The organism is Buttiauxella sp. WJP83 (assembly GCF_027594725.1).
Taxonomy (GTDB): Bacteria; Pseudomonadota; Gammaproteobacteria; order Enterobacterales; family Enterobacteriaceae; genus Buttiauxella; species Buttiauxella selenatireducens.
Map to the genome: position 1 here is coordinate 4,482,484 of NZ_CP110080.1, position 18,041 is coordinate 4,500,524.

15 protein-coding genes are annotated in these 18,041 nt (G+C 49.4%); 2 read left to right on the forward strand and 13 right to left on the reverse strand.

All coding sequences use genetic code 11. The features are described 5' to 3' along the window. Positions 1-22: 22 nt before the first annotated feature. The 12 genes from wecG to trxA form a co-directional block, all read right to left on the reverse strand. On the reverse strand, positions 23-763 hold the full coding sequence (gene wecG, locus OH773_RS20715) for a lipopolysaccharide N-acetylmannosaminouronosyltransferase (protein ID WP_270141520.1): 741 nt from the start codon (positions 761-763) through the stop codon (positions 23-25). Beyond that, positions 760-2,136: an ECA oligosaccharide polymerase gene (gene wzyE, locus OH773_RS20720; RefSeq protein ID WP_270141522.1), complete on the reverse strand. Its 1,377-nt coding sequence runs from the start codon at positions 2,134-2,136 to the stop codon at positions 760-762. The genes wecG and wzyE overlap by 4 nt, the downstream gene beginning before the upstream one ends. After that, a complete protein-coding gene (locus OH773_RS20725) occupies positions 2,133-3,212 on the reverse strand; it encodes a TDP-N-acetylfucosamine:lipid II N-acetylfucosaminyltransferase (RefSeq protein ID WP_270141524.1) in 1,080 nt (359 codons plus the stop codon). The genes wzyE and OH773_RS20725 overlap by 4 nt, the downstream gene beginning before the upstream one ends. After that, positions 3,209-4,459, reverse strand: coding sequence for a lipid III flippase WzxE (gene wzxE, locus OH773_RS20730; protein WP_270141526.1), 1,251 nt, complete (start codon positions 4,457-4,459; stop codon positions 3,209-3,211). Before wzxE ends, OH773_RS20725 begins: the two co-directional genes overlap by 4 nt. Position 4,460: 1 nt before the next feature. Beyond that, on the reverse strand, positions 4,461-5,591 hold the full coding sequence (rffA, locus tag OH773_RS20735; RefSeq protein ID WP_270141528.1) for a dTDP-4-amino-4,6-dideoxygalactose transaminase: 1,131 nt from the start codon (positions 5,589-5,591) through the stop codon (positions 4,461-4,463). Between the two features lie 4 nt (positions 5,592-5,595). Further along, complete coding sequence (gene rffC, locus OH773_RS20740; protein WP_270145990.1) at positions 5,596-6,270, reverse strand: dTDP-4-amino-4,6-dideoxy-D-galactose acyltransferase; 675 nt, start codon at positions 6,268-6,270, stop codon at positions 5,596-5,598. Between the two features lie 40 nt (positions 6,271-6,310). Further along, complete coding sequence (gene wecC / locus OH773_RS20745; protein ID WP_270141530.1) at positions 6,311-7,573, reverse strand: UDP-N-acetyl-D-mannosamine dehydrogenase; 1,263 nt, start codon at positions 7,571-7,573, stop codon at positions 6,311-6,313. After that, on the reverse strand, positions 7,570-8,703 hold the full coding sequence (gene wecB / locus OH773_RS20750) for a non-hydrolyzing UDP-N-acetylglucosamine 2-epimerase (RefSeq protein WP_270141532.1): 1,134 nt from the start codon (positions 8,701-8,703) through the stop codon (positions 7,570-7,572). The genes wecC and wecB overlap by 4 nt, the downstream gene beginning before the upstream one ends. A 62-nt stretch (positions 8,704-8,765) precedes the next feature. Then, positions 8,766-9,815, reverse strand: coding sequence for an ECA polysaccharide chain length modulation protein (gene wzzE / locus OH773_RS20755; RefSeq protein WP_270141534.1), 1,050 nt, complete (start codon positions 9,813-9,815; stop codon positions 8,766-8,768). 23 nt (positions 9,816-9,838) lie between these two features. Beyond that, the gene (gene wecA / locus OH773_RS20760; protein WP_270141536.1) at positions 9,839-10,942 is read right to left on the reverse strand and encodes a UDP-N-acetylglucosamine--undecaprenyl-phosphate N-acetylglucosaminephosphotransferase; all 1,104 of its coding nucleotides are present in this window, start codon (positions 10,940-10,942) and stop codon (positions 9,839-9,841) included. A 215-nt stretch (positions 10,943-11,157) separates the two neighbouring features. Then, on the reverse strand, positions 11,158-12,417 hold the full coding sequence (rho, locus tag OH773_RS20765; RefSeq protein ID WP_034461716.1) for a transcription termination factor Rho: 1,260 nt from the start codon (positions 12,415-12,417) through the stop codon (positions 11,158-11,160). Between the two features lie 357 nt (positions 12,418-12,774). Continuing rightward, complete coding sequence (trxA, locus tag OH773_RS20770) at positions 12,775-13,104, reverse strand: thioredoxin TrxA (protein WP_034461718.1); 330 nt, start codon at positions 13,102-13,104, stop codon at positions 12,775-12,777. Between the two features lie 131 nt (positions 13,105-13,235). On the opposite strand from trxA, the gene rhlB reads away from it, so the two are divergent. Next, positions 13,236-14,507, forward strand: a complete 1,272-nt coding sequence (gene rhlB / locus OH773_RS20775) for an ATP-dependent RNA helicase RhlB (RefSeq protein WP_183273079.1) — start codon at positions 13,236-13,238, stop codon at positions 14,505-14,507. Between the two features lie 6 nt (positions 14,508-14,513). Then, a complete protein-coding gene (gene gppA, locus OH773_RS20780; RefSeq protein ID WP_270141542.1) occupies positions 14,514-15,998 on the forward strand; it encodes a guanosine-5'-triphosphate,3'-diphosphate diphosphatase in 1,485 nt (494 codons plus the stop codon). A gap of 1 nt (position 15,999) precedes the next feature. Here the strand turns inward: gppA and rep are convergent, their stop codons facing one another. Further along, positions 16,000-18,021 carry a DNA helicase Rep gene (gene rep / locus OH773_RS20785; RefSeq protein ID WP_270141544.1) on the reverse strand — a complete coding sequence of 674 codons (2,022 nt, stop codon included), beginning with the start codon at positions 18,019-18,021 and terminating at the stop codon, positions 16,000-16,002. Positions 18,022-18,041 lie beyond the last annotated feature (20 nt).

Below are 18,041 nucleotides of genomic sequence, written 5' to 3' on the forward strand. Positions count from 1 at the left end.
TATCTGCACACAAAGGGATATTTTAAAGGCGACCGGTATAATGCCAGGCCAGATAACGCAGCAGTTTAATTTGGCGCGTGATACGGCTCGGTTGCGATAACAAACGGTAAAGCCATTCCAGACCCAGTCTCTGCCATACCTTTGGTGCGCGCTTCACATGTCCGGTAAACACATCATAGGTACCGCCAACACCCATATACAAGGCATCAGGATGCACCTTACGGCAATCCCGCATAAAGATCTCCTGACGTGGCGATCCCATCGCAACCGTGACAATCGCAGCACCACTGTCGCGAATACGCTCAAACAAAGCAGGCTGCTGCTCTGCCTTGAAATACCCATTCTGGCTACCAACAATATTGACCTGCCATTGCTTGCGCAGTTTGGCTTCTGTTTGCGCCAGTATTTCTGGTTTGCCACCGATGAGGAAAACCGGTGTGCCTTCTTGCCCAGCTCGTTGCATCAGCGCTTCCCAAAGGTCAGCGCCAGGCACTCGCGACACGACCGCACCGGGGAATTTTTTACGGATAGAACGAACCACGCTTATGCCGTCAGCGTATTTGTATTCCGCCTCCTGGATTAGCGTTCGCACTTCTTGCTCACGCTCTGCGGCAAGTATTTTCTCAGCGTTAATCGCCACCAAAGTGCCGCAGCGCAGCGAACCACCTGCGTAGAGGTAATCCAGAGCGTGCTGCATATCGCGCCAGCCAAGAAGATCCAGGCCGCGAATAGCGTATGAAGGAGCTGTAGTCAGTGGACTCATGATATTCCTTGTGATGCATTTTGGGTGCCGGAGGTAATTTTCGGTGAACGCCGTAACCGTTGATGCACCAGCCCTGCACTATCAAATAACCAGTAAAGCAACTTCGCAAGCATCAAACAGACGCCAAATACCATCAGGAAAAACACCACGCGTGAAACGAAGGAGTCCAGTCCCTCTCGCGCCAGAACAATCATGTTGAAGATCGCCCCGAAGCAGAAGCTATGCAAAATGGCCGCTTTGTATTTATTGGTTTCCCGATTGCCCAATTCATACAACCAGTCGAACCATTTGATGATGAGTCCCACCACAACCGCGCCCAGCGGGATAAACCACACTCCACCCATCACCACCAGCGAGCCAATTAAGGTAGGTGAAATCGCCAGCCCAGAATGGTTGTTGAGAATTTCCCAAGTGAAGTAGTTTGCACTGTTCAGAACAATGCTCGGCCTGCCAGGCCATAACCAGGTTGGGATAAAGACATAAAAATCACGCAAGATCGGGGCCAGCCCCTGGAACTCAATTTTGTCGTAATTTTGCAGCAGTAATCCCAGGTTTTCCCACGGAGAGAAGGTATCGCGCGTCAGGTACAAGAAGGTATAAAACGCTTCATCGCCGCTGACGTTCAGACCGTAGCGTTTCAAGGCCAGCCAGAACATCCCAACAATGCCAAAGACGCCCGCAGCCGCCAGCATCCATAGCGAAATCCAGCCACGGATAATGCCGATGAACAAGAAGATGGCGAATGCGATGATGATATTGGCGCGTGTACCGCCAACAATCATGTAGGTCAACAGACCAAAGGCTACCGTGCTGACCAGAAAGAACAGCCAGGCTCGCCCATCTTGTTTCAGGAAATAGACCACCAGCATCGCGGGAATAAAGAAGTAGAAGAAACGCTTTAACGCAACGCCCGACACTTCGCTAGAGAATATTTGGCTATAAGAATGCAGCTTAAATAACAAAAATCCGTTATGCATAAAGAAGATGCCGACGCTGACCAGCGCCACCACCATCAACATCACCCACGTGAGATGAGTCTCGACCCGGTTCATGGTAAAGACAGGACGCCGAACTGATGCGGTTCGTTTCTCACGCAGTCGCGTTTTGTAAGCGACATAATAGATACCGTAGAAACACACGGCAGCGAGTTGCGCCTGGAGCAACACATCTGCTGGCACGACTGCCACACCGAAGCGAAACACCAAGGTGCAGGTAAATGGGAAACCAAAGAAAAAAGTCAGCAAATAGAGCAGTGAGAAGAACACATTAAAATTGAAACGCACCCGGCGGAATTCCTGGTACGTTAAAATGCCAATGAACATCACTGAGACAAACCAGACCACAAACAAACCGCCAAATTGCAGCAAACTCATGCGGTTTCTCCTGATGCCATTTCCAGTGCCCGTTTCCAGCCATCGATGTAATTTGGATTAAAGAAGGCGATTTGTTGTTTATCCAGTAAGCGTAGTTGACGCTGTGCTTCGCGCACGATCGACTCATCCAACGGATCGCCCGTAAACAACACCGGGATATGCTGCTCGGTCATGTCCTGCCAGAAAGGATTTTTGCGGCTGAGGACACAAGGGATCCCCGCCTGGATAAGTAAGCAGAGCGTGCCGATGCCTTGCTGACGGTCAAAAATGAAATACCCCAAATCGCATTGGCACAACAGAGTCACATACTCGTTGAAGTCCATTTTTTCCGTCAGGATTTGCAGGTTTTCTTCGCTAAAGAGGGCGCTACCCGCTTGCTGCACTTCATGAATATAGGCGTCATTATTGCCAGGATACCCCATCGGGACCACGACGCGTACCGTGTCACCAAACTGGGCATGAATCGCTTTTAACGCTGCAATATGTTGGTTGCTGAGATCACCGGAATTCCCGACCAACAATGTCATTTTCCCCGTTTTGACGTCTTCGCAAGCGTTACTCTCAGGCAATAAGTCCATTCGTGTTGGGAAATAAATCAGCTCACCCGGTACGCGTGGGTGACGTTCATGGAAATAGTTCAGATCACCCCTGGTGGCAAAGACGCGCCCGACACGGCCCTGCGCGATGCGACGCAGCAGGTAAAAAGCCCGAAATTTTAAGCTCTTCGAGGCCTCGTAAAGATCAGCGCCCCAAATATGCCAATACATCTGGGCGGGTTTCAAACCTCCGGTCAACAGAGCTATCCACAACGCACTGTTAAAGTTTCCGTGGAAGAAAAAGCGTTGTTGACGGTTAGCTCGAGCTTTTTCCACAACAGCCTGCGCCAGCGCTTTTTTGGTGGGATAAAGCGTTATAGCAAGCGCAGGAAAAGCGGAAAGCAAAGCGTCGTCCTTTGACACCACCATAAACTGGCGTGCATGCGGATTTGAGACAGCCAGTGCGTCATTGAAGAAACGCAGTACCGTTTGATTATGATGCGGGATATCCGATCCCAAAACGTGAATCAGTGTCGTCATGCTCGTCTACGATAAATGAGAAAAACGCTGCAACAGAGCGTGAAGTAAATGATGTACGTTGCCATATAGGCCTGTGCGGCACCCAGAGCACCATGCGCAGGTATAAGCCAATGTGAAAAACCGGTCAATAATGCGAACTGGCTGATTTCCGTCAAGATATAGAAGCGAAGCGAGGCTTTCGCTATCACCAAATACCCAAATACGTACGAACCCACTTTCAGCACATCCCCTACCAACTGCCAGGCAAACAGATCGCGCATCGCAATGAATTTATGTGAAAAAAGCAGCCAGATAGCAAAGTCGCGCAACAACCAGACGGTGAAACTTGCCAGAGCCACCGCGGGCAGCACGAATTTCAGCGAACGAACAATCTCGCGGCTAATATCAGATTTGTTGGTTAAGCGTGAAAGCGTTGGCAACAGATAGACGCTAAACGAAGCAGTGATAAATTGCAGATAGGCATCTGAAATACTACTCACCCCCTGCCAGATACCAACATCATCCCAACTGTAATGAGCGGCAAGCAAGTTACGCATCATGACGTAGGCCACGGGTAACGTCACGGACGTAATCAACGCCATGATCGTGAACTTACCCAGGCTGCTGGCGTACACTTTGTCCCACTGCGGTTTCAGATAGCTGAGCGGAACATGTTCGCGCCGGACCAGCATGATTCCCGCAGGAATCAGCACCAGTGCAGGAACTAACGCAAGGCCCAGCAGCGCCCCTTCATAACCACCGAGTCGGTAACAAAGGTAATAAGCTGCCACACCAATAATACTGCCGCCAATCAGCGCCAGCGCATTACCCGCCGCATCACGAAAACCTTTCATGATAGCCAGAGACAAGTTCGCCCAGGCGATCCCCATCTGCACGAACGCTACCAGGCGCACTAACCCCTGGTGATTTTCATGCCCAAATAACCCAAGGCTAATGGGCCTCGCCGCCACAACAAAAATAATGGCTAAAAGCGTCGAGAAGCCAAGCACCATCGCCGACGACGTGCCAATGACCTTGCGTAATTGCTCAGGTTGATCGTGATATTGCGCGACGTATTTGGTCACGCCGTTGAAGATCCCCGCCCCGGCGAGTACCCCTAACACGGTGACCATTTGACGGAAATTTCCTGCCTGGCCGACCCCACTTGGGCCAAACGCCACAGCAAGCAGCTTCACCACCAGCAAACCGGCAGCAATTTTTACCAGTGTGGACCCTGCGGTCCACACTGAAGCTTTCGCGAGTGACATATCAGGAGAAGAAGCTTAACAACGTATTGATAACAGTACGTTGATTCACAGGAGACAGGTTGTAGAACAGCGGCAGGCGCAACAAACGTTCGCTTTCTTGAGTCGTGAAACGGTCTTCACCGTGGAAGTAACCAAACTTCTCGCCAGCAGGGCAGGCATGCAATGGGATGTAATGGAACACCGCCATAATTTCAGCCTCTTTCAGCCAGGAAATTAATGCACTGCGATCGTCGATATCACGTAATTTGATATAAAACATGTGCGCATTTTGCACACAGTCTTTTGGAATGGATGGCAGTTCAATACGCCCGGCATTCACCAACGGCGCCAGTGCATCATAGTAGGCATGCCACAGCTTCAGTCGCTGCTGGTTAATCTTTTCAGCCGCTTCGAGCTGTGCCCACAGATAAGCGGCCTGCAAGTCGGCCATCAAGTAGCTTGAGCCAATATCCCGCCAGGTATATTTATCCACCTGCCCACGGAAGAACTGGCTGCGGTTGGTACCTTTTTCACGAATAATTTCCGCACGCTCAATAAGCGATGGGTCATTAATCAGCGTCGCACCACCTTCGCCACCCGCCGTATAGTTTTTGGTTTCATGGAAGCTGAAGCAACCAATATGGCCAATGGATCCCAGCGCGCGGCCTTTGTAGGTCGACATCACGCCCTGCGCCGCATCTTCCACAACAAACAGATTATGCTTGCTGGCAATCGCCATGATGGTATCCATTTCACAGGCAACACCGGCGTAATGCACTGGGACAATCGCACGAGTTTTCTCGGTGATTGCCGCTTCAATCAGCTTTTCGTCAATGTTCATGGTGTCCGGGCGCACATCAACAAAGACGATTTTAGCACCGCGCAACACAAAAGCATTCGCAGTAGAAACAAAGGTATAGCTCGGCATAATGACTTCATCGCCGGGCTGAATATTCAACAACAGCGCAGCCATTTCCAGCGACGCGGTGCAGGACGGTGTCAGCAGTACTTTTTTGCTGCCAAAGCGTTGCTCCATCCATTGCTGACAACGACGAGTGAAACCACCATCGCCACAAAGCTTGCCGCTACCCATCGCAGCCTGCATGTATTCGATTTCCGTACCTACTACTGGAGGAGCATTAAATGGGATCATTTTTTCACCTGTATAACCAGAAGGCGGTGCTTTCTATAGTGGCACCACTTTGAATATAGCGTCGCAGAGCTGCGGTATTACTGATTTGCGTAGCCACGCGCAGTGTCTGGAGGCCACGTTGCTGACACCAAAAACAGGCTGCATCCATCAGTTGAGCGCCAACACCACGACCTGCCAGCAAGCCAATACGAGCCTCATCATCATTTAGCTGACGCATGCTCACAAAGCCTTGTATCGTAATGCCGTTTTTCAATAACAGGCACTCATGGTCAAAGGTGCCCAGCACGGCATTTTCAACCCATTGCGCGTAGAAACGACCACTATCCGTTGCCTGATACCAGGGCGTACGGAAACGGCTTTGTGTGAAGATTTTGGCGGCTAAATCCCGCAACACAGGAATATCGGCACTTGTGGCAAGCTCTACAGAAGATGAAGCATGTTGCGTGCCAACTTTCAGTACAAAATCGACTTCCCCTTCAACCAGTTTAAAACCGAGTTGCTGCAAACCATCAAGCAGGACAGTTTCATGGGTGGAGATTTTCGCCTGTACGCGAGCATAGGCATCAAGGTGTTGCGGGGTCAGCAAAGGCGCGTCATCTTCAAAGCGAAGAATTCCGCTGTTCACCGCAAAGAATTGATTCTCCCAGTCGAGAGATTCAATTCTTGCTTGAACGGGCACAGAGCAAAACGTCATCAGCTTCATTTTCGCCTGGCGAAAACTAGCGCCAGACCCCTTTGGTATCAACAACCCAGCGCTGCTGGACTTGTGTACCTGGGATAGCTTTGAATACCTGGTGATCAACCAACATAACCAGGACATCGGCCTGCGCAAGGGCTTCATCAGTCGTTGCTAATTCACAGTGTCCAACGAGCGTTTTTGGTAGTTGGTGGATATTTGGCTCAACAACCCATGTTTTGCCGCTATGCCACGAACTGAGAATTTCAGCGATTTCCATCGCCGGGCTTTCACGCAGGTCGTCAATATTCGGTTTAAAGGCCAGTCCAAAGCAGGCAATAGTGATTTCACTGGCGCGCTGACCTGTCTGCGATAAGCAGTCTGCAATGGCAGCTTTCACCTGGTTTACAACCCAGTGTGGCTTGCCGTCGTTGACTTCACGCGCGGTGCGGATCAACTGTGCATGTTCAGGGTTCTGCGCGACGATAAACCACGGATCAACCGCGATACAGTGCCCACCCACGCCAGGACCTGGCTGCAAAATATTGACGCGCGGATGGCGGTTAGCAAGGCGGATTAATTCCCAGACATTGATCCCCTGATCAGCACAAATCAGCGAAAGCTCGTTAGCGAAGGCGATGTTCACATCACGGAAACTGTTTTCTGTTAGCTTGCACATTTCAGCGGTGCGGGAGTTCGTTACGATGCACTCACCTTCGAGGAAAATCTTGTACAGTTCGCTGGCTCGCTCGGAACAAAGCGGTGTCATACCGCCAATCACCCGATCATTTTTGATGAGTTCTACCATCACCTGGCCTGGCAATACGCGTTCCGGGCAGTAAGCAACATTTACATCTGCGGCTTCACCTGCCTGTTGTGGGAAAGTCAGGTCAGGGCGAAGTTCGGCGAGCCATTCCGCCATTTGCTCGGTTGAACCGACAGGCGAAGTTGACTCCAGGATAACCAAAGCCCCTTTCTTGAGAACGGGCGCTATGGAGTCAGCGGCACTTTTGACAAAAACCATATCCGGCTCGTGATCGCCTTTGAACGGCGTAGGTACCGCAATCAAAAAAGCATCCGCTTCAACTGGCTGTGTGCTGGCGCGTAAGAAACCGCCTTCCACAGCAGTTTTAACCACCTTATCGAGGTCAGGCTCAACAATATGAATAGCACCACGATTTATGGTATCTACCGCATGTTGGTTGATATCAATCCCTACGACGTGTCGCTGTTTAGAAGCAAATGCCGCCGCAGTGGGTAATCCGATATAGCCAAGACCAATCACAGAGATGGTTGCAAAACTCATTGTTGTGTCACCTGATTTTTCTTTAATGCAGCCAAAATTTGTTCACAGGCCTTACCGTTGCCGTAAGGATTATGTGCCCGACTCATCACTTCATATTCGTTTTCGTCTATCAACAAACGCGTTACCTGGCGGACGATCTCTTGAGTATCCGTCCCCACCAAACGAACAGTACCTGCATCTACAGCTTCAGGGCGTTCAGTGGTATCACGCATCACCAATACAGGCTTACCCAACGATGGCGCTTCTTCCTGAATACCGCCTGAGTCAGTCAGAATCAGATACGCATGGTTCATTAAATAGACAAATGGCAAATACTCCTGCGGGTCGATCAACACTATGTTTTTGACGTCCCCAAGAATGCGCGTAACAGGCTCGCTAACATTCGGATTCAGGTGTACAGGATAAACAATCTGAACATCGCTGTTTTGTTTGGCAATTTCAGCCAACGCGTGACAAATACGCTCAAAACCACCACCAAAGCTTTCGCGACGGTGCCCCGTGACCAGAATCAGTTTTTTACTGTTATCCAGGAATGGGTGACACTGCGCCAAAGAGCTACGCAGATTGTCATCGGCAAGTACACGATCGCGGACAGAAATCAGCGCATCAATCACCGTATTGCCGGTGACGAAGATATGATTGTCGCTGATATTTTCACGTATCAGGTTTTGTCGGGAATTTTCTGTCGGAGCAAAGTGATATGTCGCCAGATGCCCGGTAATTGTTCTGTTCGCTTCTTCTGGCCACGGAGAAAACAGATCGCCAGTACGCAGACCCGCTTCAACATGTCCGACCGGAATACGCTGATAAAATGCAGCCAGGCTAGTGGCAAGCGTCGTCGTCGTATCGCCATGCACCAGCACCACATCTGGCTTAAAGGACTCAAGAATCGGCTTTAATCCTTCGAGAATTCGGCAGGTAATTTCCGTCAGCCCTTGCCCCGGCTTCATGATGTTTAAATCATAATCCGGCTCGATAGAAAATAAATTCAACACTTGATCCAGCATCTCGCGATGCTGTGCAGTCACGCAGACTTTTGCGTCAAAAAATGGATCTTTTGCCAACGCATCAACCAGAGGGGCCATTTTGATGGCCTCCGGGCGCGTGCCAAAAACAGTTAACACTTTCACAGCAATTCTCTTTTATTAAAAAAGGTGAAAGCCGTCCATCGAGCTTTCACCGGGTAAGGGCGTTATAACAATTTTGGACGGCGGGCTAATGCCACACCAGCACCAATCAGGGCCCCAACCATACCCCACATGATCAGTAAGAATGCCCGGCGCGGGCTATCGCGTTTCACAGGCTCTTCAGGGGTACGTAAATAGCGGTAGGTTTGGAAGCGAGCGTCGAGCGTCGGCCCAACATTCAGCGTCGATAGCATGGCTCGATTCTGGTCGTAGTCGATATCATAGTTTGGACCTACCGCTTGCAGGCTTTCAAGGCGTGCCTGCAACATTGGGCGTCCTAACATGAACATTTCAGAATCGGGTAACTCATCGGCAGGAACTTCTGTTTCACTTTTGGAAATATTTTGCTGTTGAGCGATTTTCAGCGCTTGCTCAATGCTGTGCACTTTGCGGTCAAAAATAGACTTCGCAACGGCTTCCTGGCGTTTAACTTGTGCTTTCATCTGAACAGTGCGAGCAGCCCAGGCTCCCGACAGTTCTTCATTCAGATGGCTTGCTGCACGCTGGCTGGCAAAAGCGACATACTGACGCAGCAGGTTGTTAGCGTCGGCGGCAGTTTCAGCAATTAACTTGACGCTATCGCTGGTATTACGGGCGACATCTCCTGCTGTAAACTGAATGTTATCAACCATTTCGTCTAGCAGCGCAGCATCAACTTTACTGTTGCCGACCTGACGTTGTTTGTAATAGTCAGTCTGCAGCCAAAAATCACGGCGGGTATCGTAGGCAGATAGCTGCATGATGAATTCTTTGTAAGCTTCATCCATCACCGACGGTTGATCAACCGGCAGCATATTGGCCCTGAGGTCGAGATTCCGCAGGAATTGCTGCTGCGAATAATAACCACCCAGCATATTCACTGTAGGGCGGTCAGTTATCGCGTTAGCACTCCACTCCTGCTTAGCAAAGAAGGTGTAGATTAGCGCGACAGCTGCAAACAACACTGCCACACCCACAATCCACAACTTACCTTGCCAAAGTGTCCGGAATAAACCACGAATGTCCAACTCGTTGTCTACCATTCCCGGGTTACTTCCTGGCACGTTTTGTTTCATCACTTCCCCAATTACATTCAGAATTAAGAAATGCCACTGCTGTTTCTACGTTGCCGACGCTTATGACGTCTTATAAAACGAGCCACTTTCCAGGCACGTTTAATGCAATAATCATATAGAACAAATGCAAGCAAGAATAATGCCAACATTACCCATTCAGGGACTTTCGCATAGTACTCTGCAAACACCCCTACTGCAGCTAACAGTGCAGCAGCTAGCGTAATCAATGCAAATGCCTGACGAGAAGTAAAGCCTGCTCGCATAATAAGATGATGAATGTGTTGGCGATCTGCAGAGAAAGGGCTTAATCCTTTACGGAGCCTCCGATACATAATGGCGATCATGTCCATAAGAGGGATTGCAATTAACCATAAAGCAGTCACTGGGCTCATTGGATGAGAGGTACCCTGCGTTGACTCAAGTAGCATCCAAATCAAGGTAAATCCAATAAGCGTACTACCAGCATCGCCCATAAAGACTTTATATCGTCGCCCCAGCACGCCGAGGTTCAATAATATATAAGGCAATGTTGCCGCAATCATGGCGAAGCTCCACATCGCGAGGCTCGTTTGCCCATCGAAGATTAAAATAATACCCAATGCTGCGAAGGACACACTCGAAAGCCCGCCTAGCAAGCCATCAATGCCGTCAACCATATTGAAGGCGTTTATTGCAGCCCAAACGGCAAACAGCGTTACAAGATAGCCAAATGGCCCAAGAATGAACTCCCAAGGTCCCAGAATAAATCCCAATGTAGCGAGATATAATCCCCCGTAGATCATCATCACAACTGCAATAGCCGCCTGAACAAGCGCCCGAAATTTTACGCTAATATCAAAGCGATCATCTAATGCTCCAACCAACACCATAACACCGGCGCATACCAGGTAAAGACGGGCATGAGGGATATAATAGCTAGAGGCCAACCACGACATAAAGAATGCGAAACAAACCCCAGCATAGACGGAAATACCGCCAACCAATGGGATTAGCCCCTGATGTCGTTTTCTGAAATTTGGTTTGTCTACCAATCCCACTTTTTTTGCCACTTTTCGGGCAAAAAACAAAAAGACGAAGGTAAAGGAGAAAACAAGGATGAGGTCTGTACTCTGATTGAGTAAGTTCACAATAATGACTCTCTGCTAAATCGTGCAGTTACTAAGCAAAAATTGTACCAACATAATGATTATTTGATGTTTTATATTGCAAATCAAGTATTCAATAACTTCATATTGCACTTATTTTGTTTACGAATACCATCGTTCGATCAATGCTGATTGTATTATACACCACTAAAGAAAAACGCCACGACTAAGCGTGGCGTTCCCCGAGTTTTTATTGCTTACGAGCGCTTCATCATATCGAAGAAGTCTTCGTTGGTTTTCGTCATCGCCAGTTTATTGATGAGGAATTCCATCGCATCAATCTCACCCATTGGGTGGATGATTTTACGCAGGATCCACATTTTCTGCAGTTCTTCCTGAGTCGTCAGCAATTCTTCTTTACGCGTACCAGAACGATTATAGTCGATAGCAGGGAATACACGCTTCTCAGCGATTTTACGCGCCAGATGCAGTTCCATGTTGCCGGTACCTTTAAATTCTTCATAGATAACTTCATCCATTTTAGAACCGGTATCAACCAGAGCCGTAGCGATGATAGTCAAGCTACCACCCTCTTCCACGTTACGCGCTGCACCGAAGAAGCGTTTTGGACGATGCAGGGCATTGGCGTCCACACCACCGGTCAATACTTTACCGGATGCCGGAACTACGGTGTTGTAGGCACGAGCCAAACGGGTAATGGAATCAAGCAGAATGATCACGTCTTTCTTATGCTCAACCAAACGCTTCGCTTTCTCGATGACCATTTCAGCAACCTGAACGTGGCGAGAAGCTGGCTCATCAAAGGTAGAAGCGACAACTTCACCCTTAACCAGACGCTGCATCTCGGTCACTTCTTCAGGACGTTCATCAATCAGCAGAACCATCAACACACAATCAGGGTGGTTGTAAGCGATGCTTTGCGCGATATTTTGCAGCAGCATGGTTTTACCGGCTTTCGGCGGTGCCACAATCAGGCCACGCTGGCCGCGACCGATTGGGGATGCCAGGTCCAGTACGCGAGCGGTTAAGTCTTCAGTAGAACCGTTACCACGTTCCATGCGTAAACGAGAGTTCGCATGCAGCGGGGTCAAGTTTTCGAACAGGATTTTGCTACGCGCGTTTTCTGGTTTGTCGTAGTTAACTTCGTTAACTTTCAGCAGCGCAAAGTAACGCTCACCTTCTTTCGGCGGACGAATCTTACCGGAGATGGTATCCCCTGTGCGGAGGTTGAAACGGCGGATTTGGCTGGGAGAAACGTAGATGTCATCGGGACCGGCGAGGTAGGAGCTGTCTGCAGAGCGGAGGAAACCAAATCCGTCCTGCAATATCTCCAGTACACCGTCACCAAAGATATCTTCGCCACTCTTCGCATGTTGCTTCAGGATGGAGAAAATAATGTCCTGCTTGCGCATACGGGCTTGGTTTTCCAGCCCCATATTTTCGCCGAGAGTAATCAGCTCAGAAACCGGCGTATTCTTTAATTCGGTAAGATTCATAATGGTGGGTTCTTAAACTCGGGGTAAATCTCGAACATGTATCGTGAATGGTATGGCAGGATCATCCATGCCTGTTTAATGGCCACCACCACATGTCTTATCGCTGTCTGGTCATAGGAAAAACGCAGAACTGAAACGACACGACGGAATGGGTGATACGCCCGAAATCGATTTTGCGACCGTATGTTCACTGTAAAACAGCGTCTTAGTGAAAGTTAACTGGAAGCATTGGGTATTACAAAGATTCAAACTACAAGACAAGTTCTAAATGCAGTAAAAGTAACTTAGCATGACTGACGCCGGGCGTCCAGCAGCTCACAAAAATTTGCGAACCCGCACGCACCGGCTGAGATTCCATTATGCCAGATTAGCGTCGAGGAACTCTTTTAACTGGCCTTTAGACAGCGCACCGACTTTGGTCGCAGCCACTTCACCGTTCTTGAACAGCAACAGAGTTGGGATACCACGGATACCGTATTTCGGCGCCGTGCCCGGGTTCTGATCGATGTTCAGTTTAGCAACGGTCAGATTGCCCTGATATTCATCAGCGATTTCATCAAGAATCGGGGCGATCATCTTGCATGGACCACACCACTCTGCCCAGAAATCAACCAGAATCAACCCATCAGCTTTTAGCACGTCCGTGTCGAAACTGTCGTCAGTCAGGTGAATAATTTTATCGCTCATGTTCTACTCCGCAGGATTATGTCTACCTTGTTGGTGTAGCATTAACCAACTCAGGGTGACTTTATTTCACCCCGTTTATTTCAACGGATGTGCTTTCGTAAAGCAATAGTAAACTGATATTCTACCACACTATGAGCAAAACACATTTGACCGAACAGAAGTTTTCCGACTTCGCCCTACACCCTAAGGTGATTGAAGCCCTTGAAAATAAAGGCTTTCATAACTGCACCCCAATTCAGGCACTGGCACTACCGCTGACACTAGCGAATCGTGACGTTGCAGGGCAGGCGCAAACCGGTACTGGCAAAACGATGGCGTTTTTAACGTCAACGTTCCATTATTTACTCTCTCACCCGGTTCCAGAGAATCGCCAGGTGAACCAGCCGCGTGCCTTAATCATGGCGCCGACTCGCGAACTGGCAGTACAAATTCACTCTGATGCAGAGCCACTTGCACAATCTACCGGTCTGAAACTCGGGCTGGCATACGGTGGTGATGGCTACGACAAACAGCTTAAAGTACTGGAAAGCGGTGTTGATATTCTTATCGGCACAACGGGCCGTTTGATTGATTACGCTAAACAAAACCACATTAACTTAGGTGCAATTCAGGTTGTGGTATTGGATGAAGCCGACCGGATGTACGATCTGGGCTTTATTAAAGATATCCGCTGGTTGTTCCGTCGCATGCCGCCTGTCACCCAACGCCTGAACATGCTGTTCTCCGCCACATTATCTTACCGTGTGCGTGAACTGGCGTTCGAGCAGATGAACAACGCGGAATACGTGGAAGTTGAGCCGGAACAAAAAACCGGTCATCGCATCAAAGAAGAGCTGTTCTACCCTTCTAACGAAGAAAAAATGCGCCTGCTGCAGACGCTTATCGAAGAAGAGTGGCCAGATCGCGCAATCATCTTTGCAAACACCAAACACCGTTGTGAAGATATCTGGGGTCACCTTGCCGCAGATGGACATCGTGTTGGGCTGTTAACCGGTGATGTTGCTCAGAAAAAACGTCTGCGCATCCTTGATGAATTCACCCGTGGCGATCTTGATATTCTGGTTGCAACCGATGTTGCCGCTCGCGGTTTACATATTCCGTTAGTGACTCACGTTTTCAACTACGATTTACCGGATGACTGCGAAGACTACGTTCACCGTATTGGCCGTACCGGTCGTGCAGGCGAAAGTGGCCATTCCATTAGCCTGGCATGTGAAGACTATGCGTTAAACCTGTCTGCCATTGAAACCTATATCGGTCACTCAATCCCAGTCAGTAAGTACAAAACTGAAGCACTGTTAAGCGAACTTCCTCCACCGAAGCGTCTGACTCGTTCCCGTCCGGGTAACGGTCCTCGCCGCAATGGTGGCGCCTCCCGTGGTAATCGTCGTCGCACAGGTTAAAAATTTATGCTCAGCTCCACCTCGCTGTATGCTGCAATTGATTTAGGCTCTAATAGCTTTCATATGTTGGTGGTACGTGAGGTGGCAGGGAGTATACAAACCCTTGCCCGCATTAAACGGAAAGTCCGCCTTGCTGCTGGTTTAAGCAGCGAAAATACGCTTTCACGCGAAGCGATGGAGCGCGGGTGGCAATGCCTGCGCTTATTTGCTGAACGTCTTCAAGATATCCCTCAGACACAAATTCGTGTTGTCGCCACTGCGACACTACGACTCGCCGTCAATGCTAATGAATTCATCGAGCAAGCTGAAAAAATCCTCGGCTGTCCGGTACAAATCATCCATGGTGAAGAAGAAGCCCGCCTGATTTATCAAGGCGTTGCTCACACTACGGGTGGTGCCGATCAGCGCTTAGTCGTTGATATCGGCGGTGCCAGTACTGAACTCGTGACGGGCAGCGGTGCGCAAACTACAGCACTGTTTAGTTTATCCATGGGATGTGTGACCTGGCTCGAGCGCTTTTTCAGCGACCGAAACCTGGCAAAAGAAAACTTTGATGCCGCAGAAGTGGCTGCAAAAGAAGTGCTCAAACCCATTTGCGATCGCTTAAAACATCATGGCTGGAAGGTTTGCGTCGGAGCTTCTGGCACCGTGCAAGCATTGCAAGAAATCATGATGGCGCAGGGAATGGACGAACGCATCACGCTTGTAAAACTTCAACAACTGAAGCAAAGAGCGATTCAATGTGGGCGGCTTGAAGAGCTGGAAATTGAAGGTCTGACGCTCGAAAGAGCACTGGTATTCCCAAGCGGTCTTGCCATTTTAATTGCGATATTCGAAGAGTTATCGATTGATTGTATGACGCTTGCAGGTGGCGCGTTGCGTGAAGGTCTGGTCTACGGAATGCTTCATCTGTCTGTTAATCAGGAAATCAGAAGTCGCACAGTGCGCAATATCCAACGCCGTTTTATGGTCGATACTGGCCAGGCAGAGCGCGTCCAGCAGTTAGCTCAGGCACTCGCCAACCAGGTCAAGGACGCATGGAGTCTTACGCCGCTCAGCATCGAAATGCTAAACAGCGCTGCTTTGCTTCATGAAATTGGTCTGAGTGTCGATTTTAAACAATCACCACAACATGCCGCTTATCTGGTGAAAAATCTCGATCTTCCAGGTTATACGCCAGCGCAGAAAAAGCTGCTTTCGACCCTGATGTTAAACCAGACAAACCCCGTCGATCTCTCTTCTCTCCACCAGCAAAATGCTGTGCCGCCGCGCATTGCAGAACATCTTTGCCGTCTGCTACGTCTGGCGATTATTTTCGCCAGCCGCCGACGGGATGACATCCTGCCGGAAATCACGCTGAAAGTGGAAAGTGAAACCTTACTTCTGGAGCTGCCAGAAAAGTGGCTTGAATGCCATCCACTGGGGGCTGAATTACTGGCACAAGAAAGCCTGTGGCAAAGCTATGTCCACTGGCCTTTGACTATCAGGTAACTCAGTTTTTACGTGCTTTTGCCAGCATTTCACGGATGTTGGCAACATTATTCTGGCCTTTATGCATCCGCTCTTCAGCCGATACCACCTTGCGTTCGGTCTCCCACTGCAAATCATCTTGCGGTAATTCCAGCAAGAAACGACTCGGCTCCGGACGTATCAGTTCGCCATACTGACGGCGTTCTTTACACAGCGTAAAGGTCAATTCTTTCTGCGCACGAGTAATCCCCACATACGCGAGGCGACGCTCTTCTTCGATATTATCTTCATCAATACTGCTTTGATGCGGCAGCAACCCTTCTTCCATCCCCACTAAAAATACATAGGGGAACTCCAGCCCTTTTGAGGCATGAAGAGTCATCAACTGAACCTGATCGGCTTCTTCATCGTTTTCTCCGCGTTCCATCATATCGCGCAGGGTAAAACGGGTGACGACTTGAGTTAGTGTCATCGGCTCGTCTATTTCCGATCCTTCAAGCATTTCGGTCATCCAACTAAACAGTTGGTTGACGTTTTTCATACGCATTTCTGCCGCTTTCTGGCTAGGCGATGTTTCGTAGAGCCAGCTTTCATAATCAATGCCATGAATTAAATCGCGTACCGCCGCAATCGGCTCACGCTCAGCAAGAGTTGCCACATCGCGTAACCAATGGGTAAAACGCTGTAACGACTCCAGACCACGGCCGCTTAGCGTCTGACTCAGCCCCATGTCGAAGCTGGCACCAAACAAACCTTTATTACGCTGCATCGCCCATGCACCCAGTTTTTGCAGCGTAGCCGGTCCGATTTCTCGCTTCGGTGTATTCACAATACGCATGAATGCGCTGTCATCATCCGGGTTGGTCAGTACACGCAAATAAGCCAGCAGGTCTTTGATTTCTGGTCGGGAGAAAAATGATGTTCCGCCTGAAATGCGATAAGGAATGCGGTTCTGCATCAGCATCTTCTCAAACACGCGCGACTGGAAATTCCCGCGATAGAGAATAGCGTAATCTTTGTAGCTGGTTTTATTGATAAAATGATGAGCTATTAGCTCGCCAGTTACCCGCTCAGCCTCATGATCTTCGCTATTTGCCGTCACCACTTTCAATTCAGTGCCGTAACCCAACTCCGAAAAAAGCCGTTTTTCAAAAACATGGGGATTATTGGCGATCAGAATGTTCGCCGCCTTCAGAATACGCCCGGAGGAACGGTAGTTCTGTTCAAGTTTAATAACCTGAAGTGCCGGGAAATCCTGACTTAGCAGGACGAGGTTTTGTGGCCTTGCGCCACGCCAGGAATAGATCGACTGATCATCATCCCCTACCACAGTGAATCGTGCGCGTGCACCCACCAACAGCTTCACTAATTCATACTGACTGGTGTTGGTATCCTGATATTCATCCACCAGCAAATAGCGGATGCGGTTTTGCCAGCGTTCACGCACTTCTTCGTTACGTTGCAAAAGCAGCGTCGGCAGCAAAATCAGATCGTCAAAATCCAGCACGTTGCAGGATTTCAGATGCGCATCGTAGAGGCCATAGCAATGGGCGAAGATTCGGTCACGCTCTCCTTTCGCCTGCGCTGCGGCCTGAGAAGGCGACATCAGATCATTTTTCCAGTTTGAGATCGTTGAGATCAGTTGCTGCAATAAAGTCTTATCTTCTTCGAGTAAACCTTCGGTCAGCTCTTTCAGCAAGGCTGTCTGGTCGGTGTCATCAAACAATGAGAAATTAGATTTCATCCCAAGCGCCGCGTATTCACGCTTAATGATTTCAAGCCCCAAGGTATGGAAAGTTGAGATCAGTAAGCCGCGCGCTTCTTTGCGCCCTAGCGTTTGTGCGACACGTTCTTTCATCTCACGCGCCGCTTTATTGGTAAACGTAACGGCGGCGATATGACGAGCCTGATAGCCGCATTCGCGGATCAAATACGCCATTTTATTGGTGATGACACGCGTTTTGCCCGAGCCTGCGCCAGCCAGAACCAGGCAAGGCCCAGTGACAAATTCGACGGCTTGTTGTTGGCCAGGGTTTAAACGCATAAGGTCACTCAATGAAAGTC

Excerpts from the sequence above, each read along its gene's own strand:
- wecG (WP_270141520.1), bottom strand. The coding sequence starts at position 763 with ATGAGTCCACTGACTACAGCTCCTTCATACGCTATTCGCGGCCTGGAT.
- wzyE (WP_270141522.1), bottom strand. The coding sequence starts at position 2,136 with ATGAGTTTGCTGCAATTTGGCGGTTTGTTTGTGGTCTGGTTTGTCTCA.
- OH773_RS20725 (WP_270141524.1), bottom strand. The coding sequence starts at position 3,212 with ATGACGACACTGATTCACGTTTTGGGATCGGATATCCCGCATCATAAT.
- wzxE (WP_270141526.1), bottom strand. The coding sequence starts at position 4,459 with ATGTCACTCGCGAAAGCTTCAGTGTGGACCGCAGGGTCCACACTGGTA.
- rffA (WP_270141528.1), bottom strand. The coding sequence starts at position 5,591 with ATGATCCCATTTAATGCTCCTCCAGTAGTAGGTACGGAAATCGAATAC.
- wecC (WP_270141530.1), bottom strand. The coding sequence starts at position 7,573 with ATGAGTTTTGCAACCATCTCTGTGATTGGTCTTGGCTATATCGGATTA.
- wzzE (WP_270141534.1), bottom strand. The coding sequence starts at position 9,815 with ATGAAACAAAACGTGCCAGGAAGTAACCCGGGAATGGTAGACAACGAG.
- rho (WP_034461716.1), bottom strand. The coding sequence starts at position 12,417 with ATGAATCTTACCGAATTAAAGAATACGCCGGTTTCTGAGCTGATTACT.
- trxA (WP_034461718.1), bottom strand. The coding sequence starts at position 13,104 with ATGAGCGATAAAATTATTCACCTGACTGACGACAGTTTCGACACGGAC.
- rhlB (WP_183273079.1), top strand. The coding sequence starts at position 13,236 with ATGAGCAAAACACATTTGACCGAACAGAAGTTTTCCGACTTCGCCCTA.
- gppA (WP_270141542.1), top strand. The coding sequence starts at position 14,514 with ATGCTCAGCTCCACCTCGCTGTATGCTGCAATTGATTTAGGCTCTAAT.
- rep (WP_270141544.1), bottom strand. The coding sequence starts at position 18,021 with ATGCGTTTAAACCCTGGCCAACAACAAGCCGTCGAATTTGTCACTGGG.